The sequence below is a fragment of the Streptomyces venezuelae genome (assembly GCF_008642275.1).
GTDB lineage: Bacteria > Actinomycetota > Actinomycetes > Streptomycetales > Streptomycetaceae > Streptomyces > Streptomyces venezuelae_E.
The window spans coordinates 3,267,516-3,289,334 of sequence record NZ_CP029189.1 but is presented as its reverse complement, the minus strand read 5'-3'; the positions used below and the strand labels follow the sequence as shown (position 1 = coordinate 3,289,334).

Below are 21,819 nucleotides of genomic sequence, written 5' to 3'. Positions count from 1 at the left end.
CGGTGGGGTGTGCCGCGCCCCACGCCGACTCCCGAACCTGCCGCCCGAAGGACACCTCCATGCGCTCCGCAGCCGCCCGCCAGAAGTCCGCACTCGCCGCCACCGCCACCGCCCTCCTCGCCCTCGCAGCCCCGCTGCTCACCGGCACCGAAGCCTCGGCCGCCTCCGTCTCGACGTGGGACAAGGTCGCCCAGTGCGAGGCCAGCGGCAACTGGAGCATCAACACCGGCAACGGCTACTACGGCGGACTCCAGATCTCGATGTCGACCTGGCGCGCCTTCGGCGGTACGCAGTACGCCTCCCGCCCCGACCAGGCGACGAAGCAGCAGCAGATCCTGACGGGCGAGAAGATCCTTGCGGGCCAGGGGCAGGGTGCCTGGCCCTCCTGCGGCGCAGCGGCCGGCCTCGGCGCCGACCGCGCGAACCCGTACCCCACCGCCCCCTCCTACCCGGACCCGGCCTCGCTGCCTGCCGGGACGCTGGTGAAGTCGCCGAACGGTGCGGCCGTGAAGGTGATGATCTCCGGGGCGGGCATCCCGGTGGCGGCCTCCGACGTCACGCCCGGCCACTACGACCTGAGCAAGATCGTGCTCGTGGACAACGCGGCGTTCAACGGCCTGCCGAGCTCGCCCCCGGCCGGTACGGTGGTCCACGACCAGGCGGGCGGCGCCAAGCGCTACGTGGTGGTCGACGGGGCGGCGCTGCTGATCTCCGCGGCCGACTGGACGGCGGACGGCTACAACACCCGCGCCGACATGGGCGTTCCGACCGCCTGGCTGCAGGACGCCGCCCACCGCACCATCACCAGCGGCCGCGTGGTCATGGACCAGTCGGGCAGCGACCCGGCCCGCTTCGTGATGGTCAACGGCTCCGCGCTGCACATCTCGGCCGCCGAGTGGACGGCGAACGGCTACGACACCCGCTCGCTGATGGGCGTTCCGACCGACTGGCTGAAGGCGGCCGGCACCCGCCAGGTGCCGAACGGCACCGTCGTCAAGGACGCCTCGGGCGCCGACGCCACCGTGTACGTCATGGCCGGCGGCGTCGCCGTCCCGCTGACCTACGCCGACTTCACCGGCTTCGGCTACGACAAGCGTCCGCTGGAGGGGGCCCCGGGCCAGTGGCTGACGGCGGCCGCCGCCAAGGCCGCCCCTGCCGACGGCACGCTGCTGCTGTCGCCGGAGAGCAACACCGTCTGGCAGGTCACCGGGGGCAAGAAGAAGGCCCTGACCGCCGACGCCTTCGGCCCCGGCAAGCTGAGCTTCGACGACGTGGTCAGCGTCCCGACCGCCTTCACCGCGAAGCTCCCGACCGCAGTCTGAGGCGGGCCTCCACACGAAGGCCGCCTGCACACGAAGACGGGCCGGCCTCCGCTCCTCACAGGAGCGGAGGCCGGCCCGCCGTGCGTTCGGGCCCGTACGGCAGCGACCGGGTCAGCCCTTGCTGACCGCCCACAGGATCTCCGGAAGCCTGCGGGCCACGGTCGGGGCCGCGAGCCGCAGACCCGCCCAGGCGGCCAGCGCGCCCCAGGCCGTACCCAGCGGGAACACGACCCAGGAGATGTCCTGATGGCCGCCCACCGTGAGCCAGATCGTCAGGGCGATCACCGGGGCGGAGATCAGCGCCGAGACCCCCATCCCGGCGAAGATGCCCGCCCAGGCGAGCCCGCCCTGCCCCGGGGCGACGTTCTTGAACGCGCCGTCCGACGGGATCGAGTACGGGAAGCGGGCCGAGGCCAGTGCCCCCGTGCAGAGCATCGAGCCCAGCAGGGCCAGCGCCAGTCCGGTGGCCGCCGGGAGGGTGGACCAGTCCCCGATCACCGCGGCCGTGACCACGTTCACCAGGACCGTGTACGGGACGGTGACCAGGGCCAGCGCGGCGGCCCGCGCACGCAGTTCCACGTACGCGTCACGCGTGGAGGTGATGGTCTGGGCCACCATCCAGAACGCGGAGGTGTCCTGGCCGAACTGGTTGTACATCTGCATGCCGAGCATGCCGGCGCCGAAGCAGCCGAGGTAGACGGACCCCGTGCCCTGGACGGCGTTGAAGACGGGGATGATCATGCCGATCGCCAGTCCGGTCACCCAGGACGCCTTGGTCTTCGGGTCGCGGACGGCGTAGCGCAGCGTGCGCTGCATGGTCGCGCCGGTCCGGCCGCCGGGCAGCAGGGATCCCAGCCCGCCCGCGCCGCGGTCCTTCATCGGACGGGCCGCCGTGATGGTCGAGCCGTCCGGGGTGACCATCAGCCGCGTCAGGCTCCGCTCCCAGAACCACAGGAGGCCGGCCACGGCGGCGAGGGTCAGGGCCAGTTGGGCGGCCGCCACCCCGTACGCGCCCTCGCTCGCCGAGTCCACCATGCCGACGGCGGTCGCCGGCGGCAGCCAGCGCACCACGGCCTCGACGGGTTCCAGCGAGGCCAGGCCACCGGCATCGAACAGGCTCTGGCTGGCGAAGTTGGCCAGCTGCCCGCCCACCGCGATCAGCAGCCCGCTGAGCACCGCCAGGTCCCGCCCCTTGCGGCTGCTCAGCAGCCGTACGTTGGCCGTGGCCGTCGCCCGCGCCAGGGCGACGCAGCCGAGCACCAGCAGGGGCGCGGCCACCACGGCGGCCACCGCGCCGGCGGCGCCGCGCGCGACGGCCAGTACGGAGCCGATCGCCAGGCACAGCGTGAACAGCGGCCCGATGCCGACCAGCGAGGAGGCGAGGAGGGCCCGTACGAGAGGACGCGGGCGCAGCGGCAGCATGACCAGCCGGCTCGGGTCGAGGGTCTCGTCGCCGGTGGGGAAGAACAGCGGCATGAAGGTCCAGCCGAGGGCCAGGACCCCGGCCAGCAGGACGACGGCCGTGCCGGCGTGGGCGTTCCCGTGCAGCAGGGCCAGGCCGAGCGTCACGAGGAAGCCGACGACCAGGGCGAGGGCGAGCGTCGAGAAGTAGGCGGCCTTGCGCTTGGAGGAGCCCTTCAGGCCGTTGCGCAGCAGCGACAGCTTGAGGCGGACGAAGACCGTGGTCAGCGGGATCGACGCACCGGACGCGGCCCCGGTGGCCCCCGTGGACCCCATGTCTGCGGAGGTCCCGGATGCCGTGGTGGCGGGAGTGGTCACCGTGCCGGCCGGTCCGGTGGCCGGGTTCGCGGGCGAGGTCATCGCGATCCCGCCCCGGAGCCGCCGCCGAGCCACTCCAGGGAGTCCCCGGCCGCGTCCCGCCCGTGCGCGCCGACCAGTTCGAGGAAGGCGGCCTGCAGTGAGGGCGCGGAGCCCCGTACGTCGGCCAGCGGACCCGCGGCGCGGATCCGGCCGGCGGCCATCACGGCCACCCAGTCGCACAGCGACTCGACGAGCTCCATCACGTGGGAGGAGAAGACGACCGTGGCACCGGACGCCGTGTAGCGCTCCAGCACTCCGCGGATGTTCTGCGCCGACACCGGGTCGACGCCCTCGAACGGCTCGTCCAGGAAGAGCACTTCGGGGTTGTGCAGCAGCGCCGCCGCCAGGCCGATCTTCTTGCGCATGCCGGTCGAGTAGTCCACGACCAGCTTGTGCTGCGAGCCCGCGAGGTCGAGGACGTCCAGCAGCTGTGTGGCCCGCTTGTCGGTCTCCTCGCCCGGCAGCCCGCGCAGCCGGCCCATGTAGCCGAGCAGTTCGCGTCCCGACAGCCGCTCGAAGAACCGCAGGCCCTCGGGGAGCACGCCGATCCGCGCCTTCACCCCGGTCGGGTCCGCCCACACGTCGTGGCCCGCGACGTGGACCCGCCCCATGTCCGGGCGCAGCAGCCCGGTCACCATGGACAGCGTGGTCGTCTTGCCGGCGCCGTTCGGCCCGACCAGGCCGATGAACTTCCCCGCGGGCAGCTCGAGATCGACACCGGCGACGGCCACGTGCTCTCCGAACCGCTTCCACAGACCTTCCACCCGCACGGCGGGCGGCGCGGATCGCGCGCCACCCGTTCCGTACGTTCCACCCGTCGCATCGCCCTGGTCCGGCATGCGCCTGCCTCTCTTACGTCCCCGTTGGTCGTTCCTTCTTCACCATAGGAGGAGGGGGAGAGGCCTGAGCCGTTACTTATGTCATCAGTTTTCGCCCTGATTCCGCGGGTTGGGAGGGCGAGCGGGCGGGAGGGCGAGCGGGCGGGTTCCGGGGGTCAGCCCTGGCGGCGCTTGCGTTCCGCCGCGGCCTCGCTGCCGCACGCGTACGCCAGCGCGTCGATCAGCTCCTCGGTGTCCGGAAGCCAGCGGTTCGCCGGCGTGGGCCGCCGCGCCCACTGGACCGAGCCCCGGCCGCCGAAGCGGGTGGGCGGCGCCGCCACGTACTCGCCCTCGCCCCGCGCCGCCAGGTCGATCGTGGCGGCCGGCCAGCCCAGCTTGCGCACCAGGTCGGGGACCTTGGCGCCGGCGCCCGGCAGGACGAAGAACAGCATCCGGTGGTCGGGCGTGAGCGTGACGGGCCCGAGGGTGCGCTCCATCCGCTCCAGCCGAGCCAGCGCGAGGAATCCGGCCGATTCGGGCACGTCCAGGGCGTCGAACGTCCGGCCCGTCGGCAGCAGGATCGAGGCCTGCGGGTGCTTCGCCCAGATCCGCCGGACCTGCACCGCGCTACCGGTGGCCTGCGCCGCCCAGTCCTTCACCGCCGGGTGCGCGCCGGGAGCCGGGCAGTCCGCCGCCCCGCAGGAGCACAGCTCGCGGCCGTCTCCGGGCTCCAGCCAGGTGCCCGCGAAGACATCCCAGTGCCGTTCTTCCGCGTACCGCACGGCATGGTCCAGCAGCTGCTCGCCGCGCTGCTTGGGGATGGGTGCGGTCTCCGTGACTCCGATGGTCTCTTCCACGCCCATCACAACTCCTCGGGTCACCCGGGGTTACGGGCGTAAACCAGGCGGCGGGCGGAGCATCGATCCTGCATACGGGGCGCACTGATGCACGCGTGGGGGCGCGTAGGAGGCCGGGGCGCTGTTGCTGGGTAGCGACACGACGCAGAGCGGAAGATTCTCCGCACATCAGGCGGGAAGTGATCATTCCAACGGATCACCCGCGGTCAGCAGGGGGTTTTCATGGCAGCCAGGCCTCTCGTAGCCCGCCAGCCGAACGAACGGCTGCAGGCGCTCATCCAGGAAGCCGGGTGCTCCAACGCCGGGCTCGCCCGGCGCGTGAACATGTGCGGGGCCGAGCACGGCCTCGATCTCCGCTACGACAAGACCTCCGTGGCCCGGTGGCTGCGCGGCCAGCAGCCGCGCGGCCGGGCTCCCGGAATCATCGCCGAGGCGCTGGGGCGCAAGCTCGGCCGGACCGTCACCATCGACGAGATCGGGATGGCCAACGGGAAGAACCTCGCCTCCGGTGTCGGCCTGCAGTTCTCCCCGACCGTCATCGGCGCCATCGAGCAGGTCTGTGAGCTGTGGCGCAGCGACGTCGGCCGCCGGGACTTCCTCGCGGGCTCCAGCGTGGCCGCCTCCGCGCTCGTGGAGCCGAGCCGGGACTGGCTGATCACCGGGGCCGACAGCCAGGTCGCCCGCAGCGGCGGCTCGCGCGTCGGCATGCCGGACGTGGAGGCGGTCCGGGCGACGACCGAGGCGCTCAAGGAGCTCGACCACCGCTTCGGCAGCGGGCACGTCCGGCCGGTGGTCGTGCACTACCTCAACTCGGTGGTGTCCGGGCTGATCGGCGGCTCGTACCGGGAACCCGTCGGGCGGGCCCTGTTCGCGGCGGTGGCCCGGCTGACGGAGCTCGCCGGCTACATGGCGGTGGACACGGGCCAGCCGGGCCTGGCGCAGCGCTACTACATCCAGGCGCTGCGCCTGGCCCAGGCGGCGGGGGACCGGGCCTACGGGGGCTACGTGCTCGCGGCGTCCATGAGCCACCTCGCCGCCGAACTCGGCAACCCGCGGGAGATCGCGCAGCTGGCGCGGGCCGCGCAGGAGGGGACGCGCGGGCAGGTCACCCCGCGGGTCGAGGCCATGTTCTACGCGGCCGAGGCGCGCGGGCACGCGCTGCTCGGGGACGCCCGGGCGACGGCGGTGCTGTCGGGGCGGGCGGTGAGCGCGCTGGAGCGGGCGGAGCCGGAGTCGGGTGACGACCCGGTGTGGATCCGGCACTTCGACGCGGCGTACCTGGCGGACGAGCTGGCGCACTGCCACCGCGACCTGGGCCAGGCGGACGCGGCGGCCAGGCGGGCGGAGGAGGCGCTGCGGGGCCTCCCGGCGGGCAAGGCGCGCCGCCGGGCCATCGGGCTGCTGCTGCTGGCGGCGGCGCAGGTGCAGCAGCGGGAGGTGGAACAGGCCTGCCTGACGGCGACGCAGGCGGCGGAACTGCTGGAGGGGCTCCGCTCGAACCGGGGCGTGGAGTACCTGGACGACTTCCGGACGCGCCTGGAGCCGTACCGGGAGGAGGCGGCGGTCCGGGAGTTCGCGGCGCGGCTGGAGGTGACGGCGTAGCCCGCCTCTTCCGGATCGTGACGGCCACTGCCGATGCCGCTGCCGATGCCGGCGTCCGGTGCCGTGGATCGCGAGGCGGAGGGCCGCCCGAGTACGGGACGTACTCGGGCGGCCGCGCCGGTGCGGCCGGGGGCGGTGCCGGCCGTGCGCCGGGGCATGGCCCCGCCCGTGCGGCCGGGCGTGGCCTCGCGGCCGGGGGCGGTCCCGGCCGTGCGCCCGGCGTCGTCCCGCGCATGCGGCCGGGGGCGGTGCCGGCCGTGCGCCCGGCGTTGTCCCGCGCCTGCGGCCTGGGCGGGCCCTGCCTGTGCGACCGGCCGCGCCGGTGCGGCCGGGGGCGGTGCCGGGCGGGCGCCCGGGCATGGCCCCGCCCGTGCGGCCGGGCGTGGCCTCGCGGCCGGGGCGGAGCCGGCCGTGCGCCCGGCGTCGTCCTGCGCCTGCGGCCGGGCGTGGCCCCGCCCGTGCGGCCGACACTGCGCCGGGCGTTGCCGGGCGGGCGCGATCCGGGAGGGACGGTCTGGCGCAGCGCGCGGGACCGCGGACCCGGGTTCCGCGGCTTGGTCTCCGGCGGGGTCGGGCCGGGGTCGGCGGGCCCGGGGTCGTGGTGGCGGGGGGTGGACGGGGTTCGGGGTGCTCTCACCGTGGCGGTGCGTGACGAGGTAGCGTGACCTGACGGTTCCGTAGGGTCGGGCGAGTCGGAGAAGGAGTCCCGGTGACGCAGAGCGGACAAGGGGGCGCCCCCCAGCCGGGTGCCCCGTGGGGTCCGGACCCGGCGTCCGGATATCCGGCCTACCCGGAGCAGCCGCCACAGCAGCAGCAGGCGCAGCAGCAACACGCGCAGCCCGGGGCCGCGTACGGGTATCCGCCGGCGCATCCCGGCCCGGAGGCCGCGCCGGGGCACGTGGTGGGGCCCGGCTACGAGGGGCCGGGCGATCCGCACGGCTACGGCTACCCTCCGCTGCCCGAGGCCGCGACGCAGTACATTCCGCCGGTCCCGGCCGCGCCCGGTCACGACGAGGCCGCGACGCAGTACATTCCGCCCGTCCCGGCCGCGCCCGGTCACGACGAGGCCGCGACCCAGTACATCCCGCCCGTCCCGGCCGCGCCCGGTCACGACGAGGCCGCGACCCAGTACATCCCGCCCGTCCCGGCGGCCCCCGCGCACCACGAGGCGGCGACCCAGTACATACCGCCGGTCCCCGCCGCCGAAGGGTTCGACGGGCTCTTCCGGAGCGACGACTCCGCCGGGCAGACCCAGCACCTGCCGCCCGTGCAGGAGCCCGTGCTGCGCCGGCCCCCGCCGCGCCCCCAGCAGCCCCGCCCGCAGCGGCCCCAGTTCCAGCAGCAGCCTCACCCGCAGCAGGCCCATCACCAGCAGCCGCACCCGCAGCAGCAGTACGCCCCGCCCCCGCCGCCCCCGGAGGCCGGGCGCAAGGTCTCGCCCGCGATCATCGCCGCGGTGGTCATCGGCCTGGCCGTCGTCGGGCTCGGCGTCGGATCGCTGCTCGCCGACGGCAAGCCGCAGAACAACGACCCCGGCGCGGTCGCCGACGCCCCGGCCGCGAGCGGCGGTTCCGCGGCACCCGGCGGCGGCGAGGCCCCCGTCGACCCGGCCCGCCCGCAGGCCGTCCAGCTGGACAAGCTCCTCGCCGACAGCAACGACAGCCGGGCTTCGGTGATCAAGGCCGTGGAGGACATCAAGGGCTGCAGCAACCTCGACCAGGCGGCCGCCGACCTGCGCGACGCGGCCCGCCAGCGCGAGGAGCTGGTCACCCGTCTCCAGGAGCTGAAGCTGGACCAGCTCCCGGACCACGCGAAGCTGTCCGCGTCCCTGACCAAGGCCTGGCAGTCCTCCGCGGACGCCGACAACAGCTACGCGGCCTGGGCGGACGACGTGGACGACGACAAGTGCAAGGACGGCAAGGCCAAGGCCACCAAGAACGCCTCCGAAGGCAACAAGTCCAGCGGCGAGGCGACGAAGGCCAAGGAGTCCGCCGCGACCATGTGGAACGCGATCGCCGGCAAGTACGGCCTGACCAAGCGGGACAAGTCCCAGCTCTGAGCCCCGTTCCGGATCAGGCCATGGGCGGGGCCGTCACCAGGGTCGGGGTCATGTCCTGGGACTGCTCGCCGGGCTGCGCCACGAGCCGCCCGGCCTGCACGATCTGGAAGGTGACCCGGCCGTTGACGATGCGGGGGAAGCCGGCGACGGCGCGCATGTCCTGGTAGCGCCAGCTCAGGTTCGGGGTGAGGCCTCCGGTGCTGACCGGCTCCGCCTCGTTCAGGGCGCGCTTGACCGCGCGGCCGGTGACGGGCTCGCCGTCCCCCAGGCGCCCCAGGATCTCGCTGAGCACGGTGTACGCGATCCAGGTGGTCTGGGCCCCGCTGTCGTCGGGGTCGACGTTGTCGTCGCCGAAGGCGAACTCGGAGACCACCTTCCGCATGGGCTCCCACAGGGGATCGGCCGCCACCGGGTACCAGCTGGTCAGGTACGCCCCCTCGAAGGGGCTCTCCTTGCCGCCCGTGCGGTCCACCAGGGCCTGGCTGACGCTGCCCAGGACCGAGGAGATCTGCGGCTTCTTGCGCTGGGCGTCGGTCCGGCGGAAGGCGTCGAAGAAGGTCTCGGTGCGCTCGCCGAGGACGGCGGTCACACAGCCCTTCTCCTTCTCCTTCTCCTTCTCCTTGCCGGTGCCGCTGGTGTGCGCGAGGGCCTCGCGGGCCTGCGGTCCGAAGTCGGCCGAGTCCTCGGCGGCCCGTATGTCGGCGGCGTCCGCCATCTTGTTGGCCCGCAGTCCGGCGTTGAGCAGCACCGGCAGGGTGTCGCCCGCGAGGGTGTCCGGGCGCACCAGGGCGACCTGGGTGCAGGTGCGGCTCAGCTGGTGGCCCGCGCCGGCGATGAGGACGGACTGGCCGCCGTTGACCGGGTACGACAGGGGGGACTGGAACTCCTCGGAGGAGACGCCGTAGCCGCCGATGAAGGGGATGCCCTCGGCCTCCAGCGGGGCCATGAAGGCGCGTCCGTGCTGACTGTAGGAGCCGACGACGGCGACGGCCTTCTCGGCGACGGCCTTGCGGGCGCAGTCGGCGGCACCGGAGGGGGTGTTCTTCTCGTTGCAGGTCAGTACGCGCAGTTTGTGACCGTTGATCCCGCCCTTGGAGTTCACCCAGCGCTCGTACGCCTTGGCCATGCCGGTCATTCCAGGCATGTTGGTTGCTTTGGTGTCTTCCGGGGCGAAGGTCATGACGGTGACGATTCCCTCGGAGCCCTCCGAGCCCCCGGGGAGTGCCCCGCACCCGGCGATGAGGCACGTACCCATCGCCGTGGCCGCGAGGGTGCGGGAGAGGGCTGCGGCGCGTCGCGAGAAGGTCATGTCCGTGCACCATTCCGCCCCACCGGTAACTGTCGAGTGAGATGGACACAACATCGGGTGACGCCCAGGTGAATTGCGGGGGCGCCGTCACCCTGGGCGCCTCAAGATCGCGCCGAACAGGAACGTACGATCGAAAGCGTGACATTCGCCCAAGGTTCGAAGAACCCTTCCCGACGCGGCGGCCGCTCCTCCACCATGGGCGGCATGCCCCTCAACGACATGCCGTGGTGGCGCTGGCGCGGCAACGTGCGCTCGGCGCTGCACATGCTTTCCGATCCGGTCTTCCACGAGGACACCTGGCTGGCCGGCGACGAGGCGTACGGCGACGTCACCGACGCCGTGTACCGGCTCGTCGAGGACACCTGGCTCGACAGCTGGTCCGCCGAGAAGTACGTCGGCACGATCTTCCGCGACTCGCAGGAGGCGGCCGTCGTCGACCTCGCCGTGCTGCGGGTGCTGCGGATCCTCCACCAGGTCGGGCCCGACGCCCCGGTCTCCGCCTACCTGGAGCACCACGCGTGGCCCGAGGCCGTACGCGCCGCGCGCGAGGCGCACGTACGGCTGGCGGAAGCGGACGGGGACGACCCCGACGTGCGACCCACATCGCTCGATGTGTTGAAGATCCTCACCCGCGCGGTGTGAAAGGCTGTGCGGTCATGAGCGACCCGCACACCGAGGCCCAGGCCCAGCCCCAGTACGTCCTGACCATGTCCTGCCCCGACAAGCAGGGCATCGTGCATGCCGTGTCGAGTTACCTCTTCATGACCGGATGCAACATCGTGGACAGCCAGCAGTTCGGAGACCGGGAGACCGGACTCTTCTTCATGCGGGTGCACTTCGAGGCCGAGCCCCCGGTGACGGTCGAGAAGCTGCGCGCCAGCTTCGCCGCGATCGGCGACTCCTTCAGGATGGACTGGCAGATCCACCGCTCCGAGGAGCGCATGCGGATCATCCTCATGGTGTCGAAGTTCGGGCACTGCCTGAACGACCTGCTGTTCCGTTCGAGCATCGGTGCCCTGCCGGTCGAGATCGCGGCCGTGGTCTCCAACCACACCGACTTCGCCGAGCTGGTCGGCTCCTACGACATCCCGTTCGTGCACATCCCCGTCACGAAGGACACCAAGGCGGAGGCGGAGGCGCAGCTGCTGGAGCTGGTGCGCGCCGAGAACGTCGACCTGGTCGTCCTGGCACGTTACATGCAGGTGCTGTCCGACAAGCTGTGCACGGAACTGAGCGGGCGGATCATCAACATCCACCACTCGTTCCTGCCGAGCTTCAAGGGCGCGAAGCCGTACCACCAGGCGCACGCCCGAGGCGTGAAGCTGATCGGTGCGACCGCGCACTACGTGACGGCGAACCTCGACGAGGGTCCGATCATCGAGCAGGAGGTCGAGCGCGTGGGCCACGAGGTGACGCCGGACCAGCTGGTGGCGATCGGACGGGACGTCGAGTGCCAGGCGCTCGCGCGGGCGGTGAAGTGGCACAGCGAGCACCGCGTGCTGCTCAACGGCGCCCGGACGGTCGTCTTCGCGTAGCGGAGCAGGCCCCGGCGGATCCAGCCCCGCCGGCGTTCGAGGCGCGGGGCCGGGGGCGGCGCCCCAGGAAGCCGGGCCGCACGGGTCCGCCGAGCCCCGCACCGGGAGGTCCGGACGGTCCGGGAGGGCCGGACGGTCCGCCCAGGTCGGCGGGGCCGAGGCCCCGCCGTCATCCGCCGAGCACGCCGCAGGCGTTACGCGTCGGGGGCTTCCACGCCGCAGTAGGCCGCGAAGGCCGCCAGGATCTCGTCCTCCGAGATGCGGCCGTCGCGGTCCGCGTCCAGGGCCGCGGCCACCTCGGTGGCCAGCTCCGGGGCGGTGCCCAGGACGCGCAGCACCCGGGCCGCGTTCGGCGGCGTCGCGCCGCCGCCGTCCTCGTCCGCCACCGCGATCACGGCCCGCAGGAACGGCCGCGCGATCTCCGCGAACCGCTGCGGGTTGTCACGCAGCCGCTTCGCGGCCCCGGTGATGAACTCCTCGCGGGACACCCGCTGGTCCCCGTCGACGTCCGCGATGCCGGCCATGCCCTGCCAGAAGGCCTCGGCGCCCGCGAAGACGGCCTGGCCCTTGTCCGACCGGGCGGTGGTGCCGAATTCGGCCAGGACGGACTTCGCGGCAGCGCTGAAGTCCTCCCGGTCGATATAGCCGGACCCGTCCTGGTCGAAGGTGGCGAATCGGGCGGCGATCTTGCGCTCGTATTCTGCGCTGTCCATTTCGGCGTTCCGCCTTCACGTGTGCAGTGGGGTTCAGATCAAGACAAGACAAGGCAGGAGCGTAAGGCCTACGTGGCCTGTGCGTTAAGCGAAGCGGTCAAGGAGGCGGCCGCATCGAACCCGCGCACGGGGAGCGCGGCGGGGCGCGTACACCTGTCCCCATGTGCCGTCGGACGTACCACCGTTCACGCCCTGCCACGCACCTATCACGGAGGGCGCACTTCCAGGGTGAGGTTCTTCCAAAACAGGCGCGATCCGCCATGTGCCCACTACATTCGATGCGTCGACACACGGCTGGGGGCATTCATGCCGAAGGACGCACCACCGCGCTGGGACCGTCGCATGCAGCAGCGACTCGCCCGTGGCGAAGCCGCCGCGCTCGGGGAGCTGTACGACCGCTTCGCCTCGCTCGTGCACAGCCTGGCGCACCGGGTGCTGGGCGACGAGAAGGCGGCGGACCGGATCACCCGAGAGGTCTTCGGCTACATCTGGGAGAACCCCGACGCCTACGACCCCAAACAGGGCTCCATGCGCTCCTGGGTCGCCCGGATCACCCAGGGCCAGGCGGTGGCCCGGCTGCGCCAGGCCGAACTGGGCCGTGGCTCCCGGGAGGAACTGGAGCAGAAGGTGCGCAGCGCCAACGCGGCCGCCCGCGCCGACTACATCGTCACCTCGATGCCCGCGCCCCTGCGCGCCGCGCTGGAACTCGCGTACTTCAAGCGGCGCGACTACCGGCAGGCCGCAGCCGACCTGCAGATCAGCGAGGACGAGGCGCGGCGCAGGCTGCGGCTCGGGCTGCAGTTGCTGTCGACCGCCAACGCCCTCCCGCAGGAGGAAACCGCCCAGTCCGGATATGGAACACCTCGATGAACGGCCCTCCCCAGTCGCCCGATGACGGATACACGCGTCCGGGCGGCCAGGCACGGATACCGGGTCCGCGCGGGGCCGCGGACGACCTCGACCCCGGGCACGCGCCGCGGTCGCTGCCGCCACAGCCGGTCGCGCCGCCCCCGCCCTCGCACGCCGTACTGAAGTCCCTGCTCGGGGCATGGGCGCTGGCGGCCTGCTCGGCCGAGGAGACCCAGGCGGTGGAGGACCACCTCACCGAGTGCGCGCCCTGCGCGGAGGAGGCGCTGCGGCTGCGCGACGCGGTGGGGCTGCTGCACCCGGAGGAGAACCTCGACCTGAAACCGCTGCTGCGCTCCCGCGTCCTGGAGGACTGCCTGGGCAAGCGGCCGGCCCGCATTCCGGTGCCGGTGTGGGCGAGTCCGTACGACACCGAGACCGCACGGCTCGACGCGCTGCTGCAGGACTTCGGGGACTCGGAGTGGCACACCCCGGTACGGCTGAAGTGGTTCGAGGAGGAGCGGCGCCGGTCGCAGCGGACCACGGTGGCCGGGGTGATCGGCCATCTGCTGACGGTGGACGGGCTGATCGCCTCCGCGCTGGGCCTCGACGACCCGCTGGGCCCGGACGCGCCGAAGGGCGGGCCGACGGTGCGGACGGAGCACTTCTGGGGCGCGTCGGTGAACCCGATCACCCGGCAGGTCCGCGACCCGTGGCGGGAACAGGGGCACACGCTGGTGCGTACGGTCTCCTTCGCCGGCCGGGGAGTCGCCGAGCTCGCGGTGGACTACGGCGGCTTCGCGCTGCCGCTCGGGGACGCGTTCCTGGAACGGGCCTTCGAGTGCTGGGTGCACGCGTGGGACATCGCGGAGGCGGTGGACTACCCGTACGAGCCGCCGGCCGGGCCGCACCTGCACCGGATGATCGACCTTGCCGCGCGGCTCCTGCCGGGCGCGCTGGCGCAGCGCAGACGCGCCGGCCTGGCGGCTCCGGCACGGGGCCTGGTCGCGGCGGGGGCACCCGGGCGGACCCCGCACCTGGAGATCGAGGGCTCGGGCGGCGGAGGCTGGGACATCGCGCTGGACTCGCCGGGAGCGAAGCCGTCGCCGGAACGCACCGTGGCGGAGATCGCCCTGGACGGCATCGAGTTCTGCCAGCTGGCCGCCGGGCACATCTCCCCGGAGGATGCGGCGGTGGGCCAGCACGGCGACCGCGAGGCGATCCGCGACGTCCTGTTCGCGGCGGCGTCGCTCAGCCGGCTGTAGAGGGCCGGGGTACGGGACCACGCGCGGGGCGGGGCCTGCACCCCCGGGTGCGGGATGGGGGGAGCGGGATCCGGTCTCCCGGAGTCCGAACGGCCGGCAGCCGGCTCCGGGCGGACGGGGTCCACTCGGGCGGCGTCGGGGATGTGCATGGGGGCTTCCCGTCAGTCCCATCGTCCCTCCGGGGCGGGCCGGTCCCTCAAGGGCGCTCCTCCTACGTCGTCGCGTCGCTTCGCGATGGCCTGCGGCCACCCTTGACCGACCGGCCCGACCCGGAGAAACGAAAGACTGCCGGGAAGCCCCCAAAGGAACGGGCCGGTCGATACTTTCAGGGACAGGGAGATCAGAGATGCCCGACTCGGTCCCCGTGGGCATGGTCCCGAGGCGGGCCGATGAGAGACGCATCCCGAAGCGTTGGGGCGCGCCAGATCGCTACGCGCTCCTCATCTCTCAGCGTCCGACCACCGCCCGGGGCTGGGCATGAGCCGCCCCCGCTTTGATCTCCCGGCGGCCGGGGCTTACAGGGATCGACGTGACCAGCGCCCCGTCCCTCGTGTGGGCGATGGTGGAAGGACTTAGTTTCGAAGTACTTTCGAAGTTATGAGCGCCGTCGAGAACGCTGCCGTGAACTTCTCCGAGCTGGTCAACAAGAACAAGCAGACACTGGCCCGACTCAACGAATCGCCACGCCTGCTGCTGCATCGTAGAGACGGTGAGGACCTGGTCCTCACCACCGCCACGAGGGCCGAGCAGGACCAGACCGTGGTGTCGGCTGCCACGCGAATGCTGTCAGCCATGGCCAGGCGGGAGCCGGGCAGTATGGAATTGCTCCTCGACATACTGCCTGATGCGTTCCCCTGGGTCCGGTTCCTTCCCGAGCCCGACGTGCATGCCTTCGCTGTCGAACTCGTCGACACCATGCGCGCCGCGGACTCGATCGGCAACAACGCGTCTGTCGCCCAGATGCTCATCGCTTGGCAGCACACGGCTGAGGTCCATTCCGACCCGGTTCTTCTGGCCGCGCTGTCCACGGATCACGGTACGGACTATGGACCGGCACCCGACCCGCGGGACATTCGTTGACCGCGGGCCGTGGCGACCGAGCCGCACCCCCGGCCCCCGAAGGACAGTGGGAAGTCCGGTTCGCCGATGCCGCGTCGGCCAAGGGCTGGGAGTGTCTGACGCAACAGGCCAGCGAAAACACGTACCGCGCCTGGGTCGCGATGCGCACGGAGCCCAGCCCAGTTGTCGAGACGCCTCGCCACCACCGACTCAAGGGAACTCTGGCCCACGCGGTCCATCGTGGACAGACCTGTGCGCAGTGGCAGATCGAGGTTACCGGGGGCGGCCGTATTTGGTATCTCTTGGACATTACCCGTGGCACGTGCTGGATTACCTTCGCGGGTACAGGCCACCCGCGCGCCACGGACAGCAGATAAGCCGGCGGTCCGGCGCCGGGAACCCTCTGGCGCAGCGGGTATCCCGATGTGAATCCGGGTCGCTGTGAGCACGACCCCAGCAGTCGGCCTCAACCTCGTTAGACGGGACCAACAGTCGGGCTTCTGAGCCGCCGATGTGAGCTGACTTGGATCCGCGACGAAATGGTCCCTGTCCCCCCGGTTCCCGCCGCCCGAAGCCGCCGCCCGGCTGCAGGTCCCGGCCCGTCGGCTTCTGCCTTCTCGCCCGCAGGGCCTACGCGTACCGCTCGCGGAGTTTGTACTTCAGGACCTTGCGGAGGGTTTCGTTGCGGGGGAGGGATTCCAGGAGTTCCAGTTGTTCCGGGAGTTTGTGGGTGGCCAGGCCCTGGGTGCGGAGGTAGGCGGTCAGCTGGGGGAGGGTCAGGGGGGCGGCGCCCGGGGGTTGTTCCACCACCGCGCAGACGCGTTCGCCGCGGGTCGGGTCCGGGAGGCCTATGACGGCCACGTCCGTGATGCCCGGTAGCTGGTGGAGGAGGTCCTCGATCTCCTTCGCCGAGATGTTCTCGCCCTTGCGGATGATGACGTCCTTGCTGCGGCCGGTGAGGACCAGGTAGCCGTCTGGTGTCAGGTGGCCGAGGTCGCCCGTGATCAGGTATCCGTCGGCGTCGAAGGTGTCCGTCGGGGCGTCGCGGTTCAGGTAGCCCTGGCAGACGGCCTCACCCCGGAGGCGGACCTCGCCGTCGGTGTCCGGGGGCAGCTCGGTGCCGTCCGGGGCGGTGATGCGGACGGACATGCCCGCCGGGGGGCGGCCTTCGGTGGTGGCGAGGTGCTCGGGGGTGTCGTCCGGGGAGCCCATGGTGATCATCGGGACCTCGGTCATGCCGTAGCCGTGGGTGAGCTGGCAGCCCAGTTCCCGTACGACGGCGTGGTAGATCTCCGGGGGCTTGGGGGCTCCGCCGCCCGCGAGCAGGCGCAGGGTCGGGATGAGGGGGGTGTCCGGGGTCTTGCGCTGTTCGGTCAGGAACATGGAGTAGAAGGCGGTGGAGCCGCCGGCCACGGTGACGCCGTGGCGGCGGTACCCGTCGAGGGCGTCCGGCATCGCGAACTTCTCGAAGAGGACGGCGGGGAAGCCGTACAGGAGCAGCATCACCAGGTAGTCCGGGCCGCCTATGTGCGCGTACGGGAAGGCCATCGAGCCGACGTCGGACGGGTTCAGGCGCAGGGCGTGGGCGAGGCAGGAGCCGCCCGCGATCAGGGAGCGGTCGGTGTGCAGGACGCCCTTGGGGTCGGAGGTGGTCCCGGAGGTCCAGTAGATCCAGCGGACGTCGGTGCCGGAGGCGGGCGGCGGGGGGAGTACGGCCGGGTCGCCGTCGGGGAGGGTGTCGTAGCACTCCAGGACGCCGCGGGCGCCGAGCCGCCGGGCCATCGCCGTGTGGTCGAAGCCGCGCCAGGTGCCGGGGACGGCGAAGTGCTCGGCCTTGGACTCGCGCAGCGCGAAGCCGACCTCGCGGTCCCGGTAGAAGGGGATGACGGGGGTCTGTACGGCGCCGATCCGGGCGAGGGCGACGGAGAGCAGCACGGTTTCGATGCGGGTTGGGAGCTGCCAGGCGACGACGGTGCCGGGGCGGACCCCCCTGTCGTGGAGGCCGGCGGCGACGCGTTCGGAGCGGTCGCGCAGTTCGCCGAAGGTGAGCCGGCGGTCGTGTGCGGGGTCCTCGGCGGCCTCGGTCAGGGCGGTGGTGTCCGGGGTGAGTGCGGCCCGGTGGGAGACCAGTTCCCACAGGGTGCGGGACCGGCTCAGTTCTGTCGCGGTCGCGGTGTCCGTCATCCCAGACCTCCCCTTGGCCAAGACCTTCGTTAGCTGATGGATAGTCAGATCAAGCGGAGAGCGTAGGGCGCCGATGCTTGTCGGTCCAGGGGTGGCGGGGCTAGCTTGTTTCTGACGATCCATCAGATCGGTGAATTGGGGAGACCATGGAACTGCCTCGGATCATCAGCGTCGACGACCACGTGATCGAACCCGCGCACCTGTTCGACGTCTGGCTGCCCGCCAAGTACCGCGACCGCGGCCCCAAGGCGCTCACCGCCGGCATCGGCGAACTCGCCTACACCGGCGGCAAGTACGTCATCACCATGGACCCCGACGGCCCGCCGACCGACTGGTGGATCTACGAGGACCTGAAGTTCCCGTACAAGCGCAACATCGCCGCCGTCGGCTTCGACCGCGACGACATGACCCTGGAGGGCATCACCCGCGAGGAGATGCGCCGCGGCTGCTGGGACCCCAAGGCGCGCCTGCTCGACATGGACCTGAACCACGTCGAGGCCTCGCTCTGCTTCCCGACGTTCCCGCGCTTCTGCGGCCAGACCTTCGCCGAGGCCCACGACAAGGAGGTCGCCCTCGCCTGCGTGCGCGCCTACAACGACTGGATGGTCGAGGAGTGGTGCGGCGACAGCGGCGGCCGGCTGATCCCGCTGTGCATCATCCCGCTCTGGGACATCGACCTGGCGGTGGCGGAGATCCGGCGCAACGCCGCACGCGGGGTGAAGGCCGTGACCTTCTCCGAGATCCCCACCTACCTCGGGCTCCCCTCCATCCACTCCGGGTACTGGGACCCCTTCTTCGCCGTCTGCCAGGAGACCGGCACGGTGGTCAACATGCACATCGGGTCCAGCTCCCAGATGCCCGCCGCCTCACCCGACGCACCCCCCGCCGTCCAGGCCTCGCTCAGCTTCAACAACGCGATGGCCTCGATGATGGACTTCCTCTTCAGCGGCGTCCTGGTGAAGTTCCCGACGCTCAAGCTCGCCTACAGCGAGGGCCAGATGGGCTGGATCCCCTACGCCCTGGAGCGGGCCGACGACGTCTGGGAGGAGCACCGGGCCTGGGGCGGGGTCCGCGACCTGATCCCCGAGCCGCCGTCCACGTACTACTACCGGCAGATGTTCTGCTGCTTCTTCCGCGACAAGCACGGGATCGCCTCCCTCGACGTCGTCGGCCGCGACAACGCGACCTTCGAGACCGACTACCCGCACGTGGACTCGACCTTCCCGCACACCAAGGAGGTCGCCCTCGACCACGTGAAGGGCCTCGACGACGAGACGGTCTACAAGCTCATGCGCGGCAACGCCATCCGCATGCTCGGCCTGTCCTTCGACCAGGACCGTACGAGCCGCTGATGGACCTGACCTACACCGAGGAGGAGCAGGACTTCCGGACCCGGCTGCGCGAGTGGCTCGCCAAGACGCTCCCCGAGCTGCCCGCCCGGCCGTCCCCCGACGACTGGCCCGGCCGGCGCGCGTACGACCTCGGCTGGCAGCGCAGGCTGTACGAGGCCGGGTACGCGGGCCTGCACTGGCCGGTGGACGCGGGCGGCCGGGGCGCCACCCCGACCCAGCACCTGATCTTCCTGGAGGAGACCGAGCGCGCGGGGGCGCCCTACGTCGGCGCGAACTTCGTCGGGCTGCTGCACGCCGGCCCGACGATCGCCGCCGAGGGCACGGCGGAGCAGCGGGCGCGCTGGCTGCCGCCCGTGCTGCGCGGCGACGAGGTGTGGTGCCAGGGGTTCAGCGAGCCGGACGCGGGCTCCGACCTGGCCTCCCTGCGGACGCGGGCCGTGCGCGACGGTGAGGACTACGTGATCACGGGGTCGAAGATCTGGACCTCGCACGCGGAGGTCGCCGACTGGTGCGAGCTGCTGGTGCGCACCGACCCCGCGGCGCCCAGGCACCGGGGGATCTCCTGGCTGGCCATGCCGATGGACGCGCCCGGGGTGACCGTACGGCCGCTGCGCACGCTCGCCGGGTCGGCGGAGTTCGCGGAGATGTTCCTGGACGGGGTACGGGTGCCGGTCGCCAACCGGGTCGGTGCGGAGAACGACGGCTGGCGGGTCACCATGGTCACGCTGTCCTTCGAGCGTGGCACCGCCTTCGTCGGCGAGGTCGTCGCCTGCCGCCGGACCCTGGGGGAACTGGCCCGGGCCGCGAAGGCCAACGGCCGCTGGGACGATCCGGTCCTGCGGCGCAGGCTGGGGCGGCTCCACGGGGAGTTCGGCGCGCTGTGGCGGCTCACCCAGTGGAACGTGAGCGAGGCCGGGCGGTCGGCCGGCGGGGTCCCCGGCATCGGGGGTTCCGTATTCAAGCTCGCCTACTCGCACGCCCGCCAGGAGCTGTACGACACGGCGGCGGAGGTCCTCGGAGCGCACTCCCTGTCCCTGGAGGAGGAGTGGACCCTGGACCGGCTCTCCTCCCTCTCGTACACGATCGCGGCCGGCACCTCGCAGATCCAGCGGAACATCGTCGCCGAGCGGATCCTCGGCCTCCCGAAGGGCCGGTGAGGGGTGTGGACTTCCAGCCGACCGAGGACCAGAGGGATCTGCGGGCGGGCGTACGGGACCTGCTGGCGGGCCGGTACGGCCGCGAGGCGCTGCGGGCGTCGGTGGACACGGGCGCGCCCCTGGACCGGGCGCTGTGGCGGGAGCTGGGCGAGGCGGGCTTCTTCGCGCTGCGGCTGCCGGAATCCGAGGGCGGGGTGGGGCTGGGGCTGCCGGAGGCGGTCCTGGTCTTCGAGGAGGCCGGACGGGCGCTGGTGCCGGGGCCGCTGGTGGCCACGCACCTGGCCGCCGGGGTGGTCCCGGGGGCGGCGGCGGGGGCGGCGGTGGTGACCGCCTTCGACCTGGACGGGCCGCTGGTGACCCACCTCGGGGAGGCGGACGCGGTGCTGGGCGTGTCCGGGCTGCCGGCGGGTGAGCCGGTGCGCTCGGTGGACCCGCTGACTCCGCTGTACCGGGTGGCGGCCCCGTACGGCGACGGGGACTGTTCCGCGTACCGCGACGAGGGGGCGCTGCTGACGGCCGCGCTGCAGCTCGGGAGCGCGCTGCGGACGGTGGAGCTGGCGGTGCGGTACGCGGGCGAGCGCGAGCAGTTCGGGCAGCCGATCGGGGCGTTCCAGGCGGTCAAGCACCTGTGCGCACGGATGCTGGTGCGGGCGGAGGTGGCCCGTACGGCGGTCTACGCGGCGGCGGTGACCGGGGACGCGGGCGAGGTGGCCGCGGCCAAGCTGCTCGCGGACGAGGCGGCGGTGCGGGGCGCCCGGGACTGCCTTCAGGTGCACGGCGGGATGGGCTTCACCTGGGAGGCGGACGTACACCTCCACCTGAAGCGGGCCTGGGTGCGGGCGGAGCAGTGGCGGACGGCGGCGCAGGCGCAGGAGCTGCTGGCGCGGGAGCTGCTGGTCTCGGCGGCCCCGGTGGGGCCGGTGGGGTAGCCGGGGCGGGAGGGGTGGGCGGAGCGGGCGAGGCGGCCGGGGGTCGCGTCGGCCGGCGCGGCCTTTCGGGGGACGTGGCTCACCGTAGTGGGGAGGCACGGGAAGGACGACGCGGGACGCATGTCCGATTACAGAGAGTTGATATCGGTTTGTGTCCTTCGCCCACCTCATTGCAGCCCGGAAGCGGGGCCCTGCTCCGGTACGCTCCCACGAATGCGAGCGGTTGAGCGGCGCGAGCGTCGCACAGTATGCACCACGCCCCCTCCTTCGCGCGTGAATATGCCCGAAGCGCTTGTTGTGGTGACTGTAGGTCAACCATGCTGCTACGGAAGGGGATCACAGTCGGTGATCCCGTCCTGTCGCGAGGCGAAGTGTCCGCCGGTTCGGATGGTGTGAGCGGTGCAGGTGCTTCAGGTTCAGCTGGAGGTCGGAGCGGATCCCGCCGAGGTCGGCCGGGCCCGCCGGTGGGCCCGGTCCCGGTTGGCGGGGTCGGGCATAGGGGACGACGAGCCGCTCGCCGAGACGCTGATCCTGCTGATCTCGGAGCTGGTCACGAACGCGGTCGTGCACACGGGCTGTCCGGCCGTACTGCGGATGCTGTTCGGTGGCCCGGGGGTGCGGGTCGAGGTGGCCGACGCGAGCGACCGGGCGCCGAACCGCCGGCAGGCGTGCGGGGAGGACACCGGCGGGCGCGGCCTGGAGCTGGTCGACGGGCTGGCGGACCGCTGGGGCTGGCAGCGCGAGGGCGCGGGCAAACGGATCTGGTGCGAGATCGACCGCGCCGAGAAATCGACCTCGGACTGCGCCTCCGCGTGTTCCTCGGACGGCCCGTCGGAAATTCACACCACGCAGCGGGAACCGCGCTTGTACCTCTAACGAGGTGTTGACGGTTCGTCACATCTTGATCACCCTGGTGTGGAGCGATTCGACGCGAGGGGACGCCAAGGGCAGGCCTTGACGAGTGCGGGTCGTGGGGTGGCGGCTGCCGTGC

At 72.3% G+C, this 21,819-nt stretch carries 18 protein-coding genes; 12 read left to right on the top strand and 6 right to left on the bottom strand.

Annotated elements, in window-relative coordinates:
• Nucleotides 1–59: 59 nt before the first annotated feature.
• Complete coding sequence (locus DEJ51_RS35530; protein ID WP_150257926.1) at nt 60–1,322, top strand: transglycosylase family protein; 1,263 nt, start codon at nt 60–62, stop codon at nt 1,320–1,322.
• A gap of 111 nt (nt 1,323–1,433) precedes the next feature.
• Here DEJ51_RS35530 and DEJ51_RS14240 read toward each other — a convergent pair whose 3' ends face one another.
• The 3 genes from DEJ51_RS14240 to DEJ51_RS14230 all read right to left on the bottom strand — a co-directional run bounded on the left by DEJ51_RS14240 (nt 1,434) and on the right by DEJ51_RS14230 (nt 4,818).
• Nucleotides 1,434–3,059, bottom strand: coding sequence for a transporter (locus DEJ51_RS14240; protein ID WP_150261916.1), 1,626 nt, complete (start codon nt 3,057–3,059; stop codon nt 1,434–1,436).
• 80 nt (nt 3,060–3,139) lie between these two features.
• Entirely contained in the window at nt 3,140–3,982 is an 843-nt protein-coding gene (locus DEJ51_RS14235; protein ID WP_150257925.1) for an ABC transporter ATP-binding protein, read from the bottom strand.
• 155 nt (nt 3,983–4,137) lie between these two features.
• Entirely contained in the window at nt 4,138–4,818 is a 681-nt protein-coding gene (locus DEJ51_RS14230; protein WP_150257924.1) for a bifunctional DNA primase/polymerase, read from the bottom strand.
• Nucleotides 4,819–5,040: 222 nt separating this feature from the next.
• Here DEJ51_RS14230 and DEJ51_RS14225 point away from each other — a divergent pair, with 222 nt between their 5' ends.
• Both DEJ51_RS14225 and DEJ51_RS14220 read left to right on the top strand, forming a co-directional pair.
• Nucleotides 5,041–6,420: a transcriptional regulator gene (locus DEJ51_RS14225; RefSeq protein ID WP_150257923.1), complete on the top strand. Its 1,380-nt coding sequence runs from the start codon at nt 5,041–5,043 to the stop codon at nt 6,418–6,420.
• Between the two features lie 709 nt (nt 6,421–7,129).
• On the top strand, nt 7,130–8,479 hold the full coding sequence (locus tag DEJ51_RS14220; protein WP_190620380.1) for a hypothetical protein: 1,350 nt from the start codon (nt 7,130–7,132) through the stop codon (nt 8,477–8,479).
• A 13-nt stretch (nt 8,480–8,492) separates the two neighbouring features.
• Here the strand turns inward: DEJ51_RS14220 and DEJ51_RS14215 are convergent, their stop codons facing one another.
• Nucleotides 8,493–9,788 carry an ABC transporter substrate-binding protein gene (locus tag DEJ51_RS14215; protein WP_150257922.1) on the bottom strand — a complete coding sequence of 432 codons (1,296 nt, stop codon included), beginning with the start codon at nt 9,786–9,788 and terminating at the stop codon, nt 8,493–8,495.
• 195 nt (nt 9,789–9,983) lie between these two features.
• Between DEJ51_RS14215 and DEJ51_RS14210 the strand changes: the two genes are divergently transcribed.
• Together DEJ51_RS14210 and purU are read left to right on the top strand one after the other, a co-directional pair.
• A complete protein-coding gene (locus DEJ51_RS14210; protein WP_150261915.1) occupies nt 9,984–10,430 on the top strand; it encodes an SCO4402 family protein in 447 nt (148 codons plus the stop codon).
• Between the two features lie 14 nt (nt 10,431–10,444).
• A complete protein-coding gene (gene purU / locus DEJ51_RS14205) occupies nt 10,445–11,323 on the top strand; it encodes a formyltetrahydrofolate deformylase (protein ID WP_150257921.1) in 879 nt (292 codons plus the stop codon).
• Nucleotides 11,324–11,517: 194 nt separating this feature from the next.
• Here the strand turns inward: purU and DEJ51_RS14200 are convergent, their stop codons facing one another.
• On the bottom strand, nt 11,518–12,036 hold the full coding sequence (locus DEJ51_RS14200; RefSeq protein ID WP_150257920.1) for an EF-hand domain-containing protein: 519 nt from the start codon (nt 12,034–12,036) through the stop codon (nt 11,518–11,520).
• Between the two features lie 306 nt (nt 12,037–12,342).
• Here DEJ51_RS14200 and DEJ51_RS14195 point away from each other — a divergent pair, with 306 nt between their 5' ends.
• The 3 genes from DEJ51_RS14195 to DEJ51_RS14180 all read left to right on the top strand — a co-directional run bounded on the left by DEJ51_RS14195 (nt 12,343) and on the right by DEJ51_RS14180 (nt 15,227).
• Complete coding sequence (locus DEJ51_RS14195) at nt 12,343–12,906, top strand: sigma-70 family RNA polymerase sigma factor (RefSeq protein WP_150257919.1); 564 nt, start codon at nt 12,343–12,345, stop codon at nt 12,904–12,906.
• Nucleotides 12,903–14,147 carry a zf-HC2 domain-containing protein gene (locus tag DEJ51_RS14190; RefSeq protein WP_150257918.1) on the top strand — a complete coding sequence of 415 codons (1,245 nt, stop codon included), beginning with the start codon at nt 12,903–12,905 and terminating at the stop codon, nt 14,145–14,147. Before DEJ51_RS14195 ends, DEJ51_RS14190 begins: the two co-directional genes overlap by 4 nt.
• Nucleotides 14,148–14,744: 597 nt before the next feature.
• Nucleotides 14,745–15,227 carry a hypothetical protein gene (locus tag DEJ51_RS14180; RefSeq protein WP_150257917.1) on the top strand — a complete coding sequence of 161 codons (483 nt, stop codon included), beginning with the start codon at nt 14,745–14,747 and terminating at the stop codon, nt 15,225–15,227.
• Nucleotides 15,228–15,836: 609 nt separating this feature from the next.
• On the opposite strand, the gene DEJ51_RS14170 is transcribed toward DEJ51_RS14180, so the two are convergent.
• Entirely contained in the window at nt 15,837–17,390 is a 1,554-nt protein-coding gene (locus DEJ51_RS14170) for an AMP-binding protein (RefSeq protein WP_150257915.1), read from the bottom strand.
• Between the two features lie 146 nt (nt 17,391–17,536).
• Here DEJ51_RS14170 and DEJ51_RS14165 point away from each other — a divergent pair, with 146 nt between their 5' ends.
• The 4 genes from DEJ51_RS14165 (at nt 17,537) to DEJ51_RS14150 (ending at nt 21,704) form a co-directional block, all read left to right on the top strand.
• On the top strand, nt 17,537–18,742 hold the full coding sequence (locus DEJ51_RS14165) for an amidohydrolase family protein (RefSeq protein WP_150257914.1): 1,206 nt from the start codon (nt 17,537–17,539) through the stop codon (nt 18,740–18,742).
• Nucleotides 18,742–19,899 (top strand): acyl-CoA dehydrogenase, encoded by a 1,158-nt coding sequence (locus tag DEJ51_RS14160; protein WP_150257913.1) that lies wholly within the window; start codon nt 18,742–18,744, stop codon nt 19,897–19,899. Before DEJ51_RS14165 ends, DEJ51_RS14160 begins: the two co-directional genes overlap by 1 nt.
• Before the next feature lie 5 nt (nt 19,900–19,904).
• Nucleotides 19,905–20,828 carry an acyl-CoA dehydrogenase family protein gene (locus DEJ51_RS14155; RefSeq protein WP_150257912.1) on the top strand — a complete coding sequence of 308 codons (924 nt, stop codon included), beginning with the start codon at nt 19,905–19,907 and terminating at the stop codon, nt 20,826–20,828.
• Between the two features lie 399 nt (nt 20,829–21,227).
• Entirely contained in the window at nt 21,228–21,704 is a 477-nt protein-coding gene (locus DEJ51_RS14150; RefSeq protein ID WP_150257911.1) for an ATP-binding protein, read from the top strand.
• Nucleotides 21,705–21,819 lie beyond the last annotated feature (115 nt).

Coding starts and splice junctions, on each gene's coding strand:
- DEJ51_RS35530 (WP_150257926.1), top strand. CDS start 60: ATGCGCTCCGCAGCCGCCCGCCAGAAGTCCGCACTCGCCGCCACCGCC.
- DEJ51_RS14190 (WP_150257918.1), top strand. CDS start 12,903: ATGAACGGCCCTCCCCAGTCGCCCGATGACGGATACACGCGTCCGGGC.
- DEJ51_RS14180 (WP_150257917.1), top strand. CDS start 14,745: ATGAGCGCCGTCGAGAACGCTGCCGTGAACTTCTCCGAGCTGGTCAAC.
- DEJ51_RS14200 (WP_150257920.1), bottom strand. CDS start 12,036: ATGGACAGCGCAGAATACGAGCGCAAGATCGCCGCCCGATTCGCCACC.
- purU (WP_150257921.1), top strand. CDS start 10,445: ATGAGCGACCCGCACACCGAGGCCCAGGCCCAGCCCCAGTACGTCCTG.
- DEJ51_RS14170 (WP_150257915.1), bottom strand. CDS start 17,390: ATGACGGACACCGCGACCGCGACAGAACTGAGCCGGTCCCGCACCCTG.
- DEJ51_RS14165 (WP_150257914.1), top strand. CDS start 17,537: ATGGAACTGCCTCGGATCATCAGCGTCGACGACCACGTGATCGAACCC.
- DEJ51_RS14195 (WP_150257919.1), top strand. CDS start 12,343: ATGCCGAAGGACGCACCACCGCGCTGGGACCGTCGCATGCAGCAGCGA.
- DEJ51_RS14225 (WP_150257923.1), top strand. CDS start 5,041: ATGGCAGCCAGGCCTCTCGTAGCCCGCCAGCCGAACGAACGGCTGCAG.
- DEJ51_RS14215 (WP_150257922.1), bottom strand. CDS start 9,788: ATGACCTTCTCGCGACGCGCCGCAGCCCTCTCCCGCACCCTCGCGGCC.
- DEJ51_RS14240 (WP_150261916.1), bottom strand. CDS start 3,059: ATGGGGTCCACGGGGGCCACCGGGGCCGCGTCCGGTGCGTCGATCCCG.
- DEJ51_RS14210 (WP_150261915.1), top strand. CDS start 9,984: ATGGGCGGCATGCCCCTCAACGACATGCCGTGGTGGCGCTGGCGCGGC.
- DEJ51_RS14160 (WP_150257913.1), top strand. CDS start 18,742: ATGGACCTGACCTACACCGAGGAGGAGCAGGACTTCCGGACCCGGCTG.
- DEJ51_RS14235 (WP_150257925.1), bottom strand. CDS start 3,982: ATGCCGGACCAGGGCGATGCGACGGGTGGAACGTACGGAACGGGTGGC.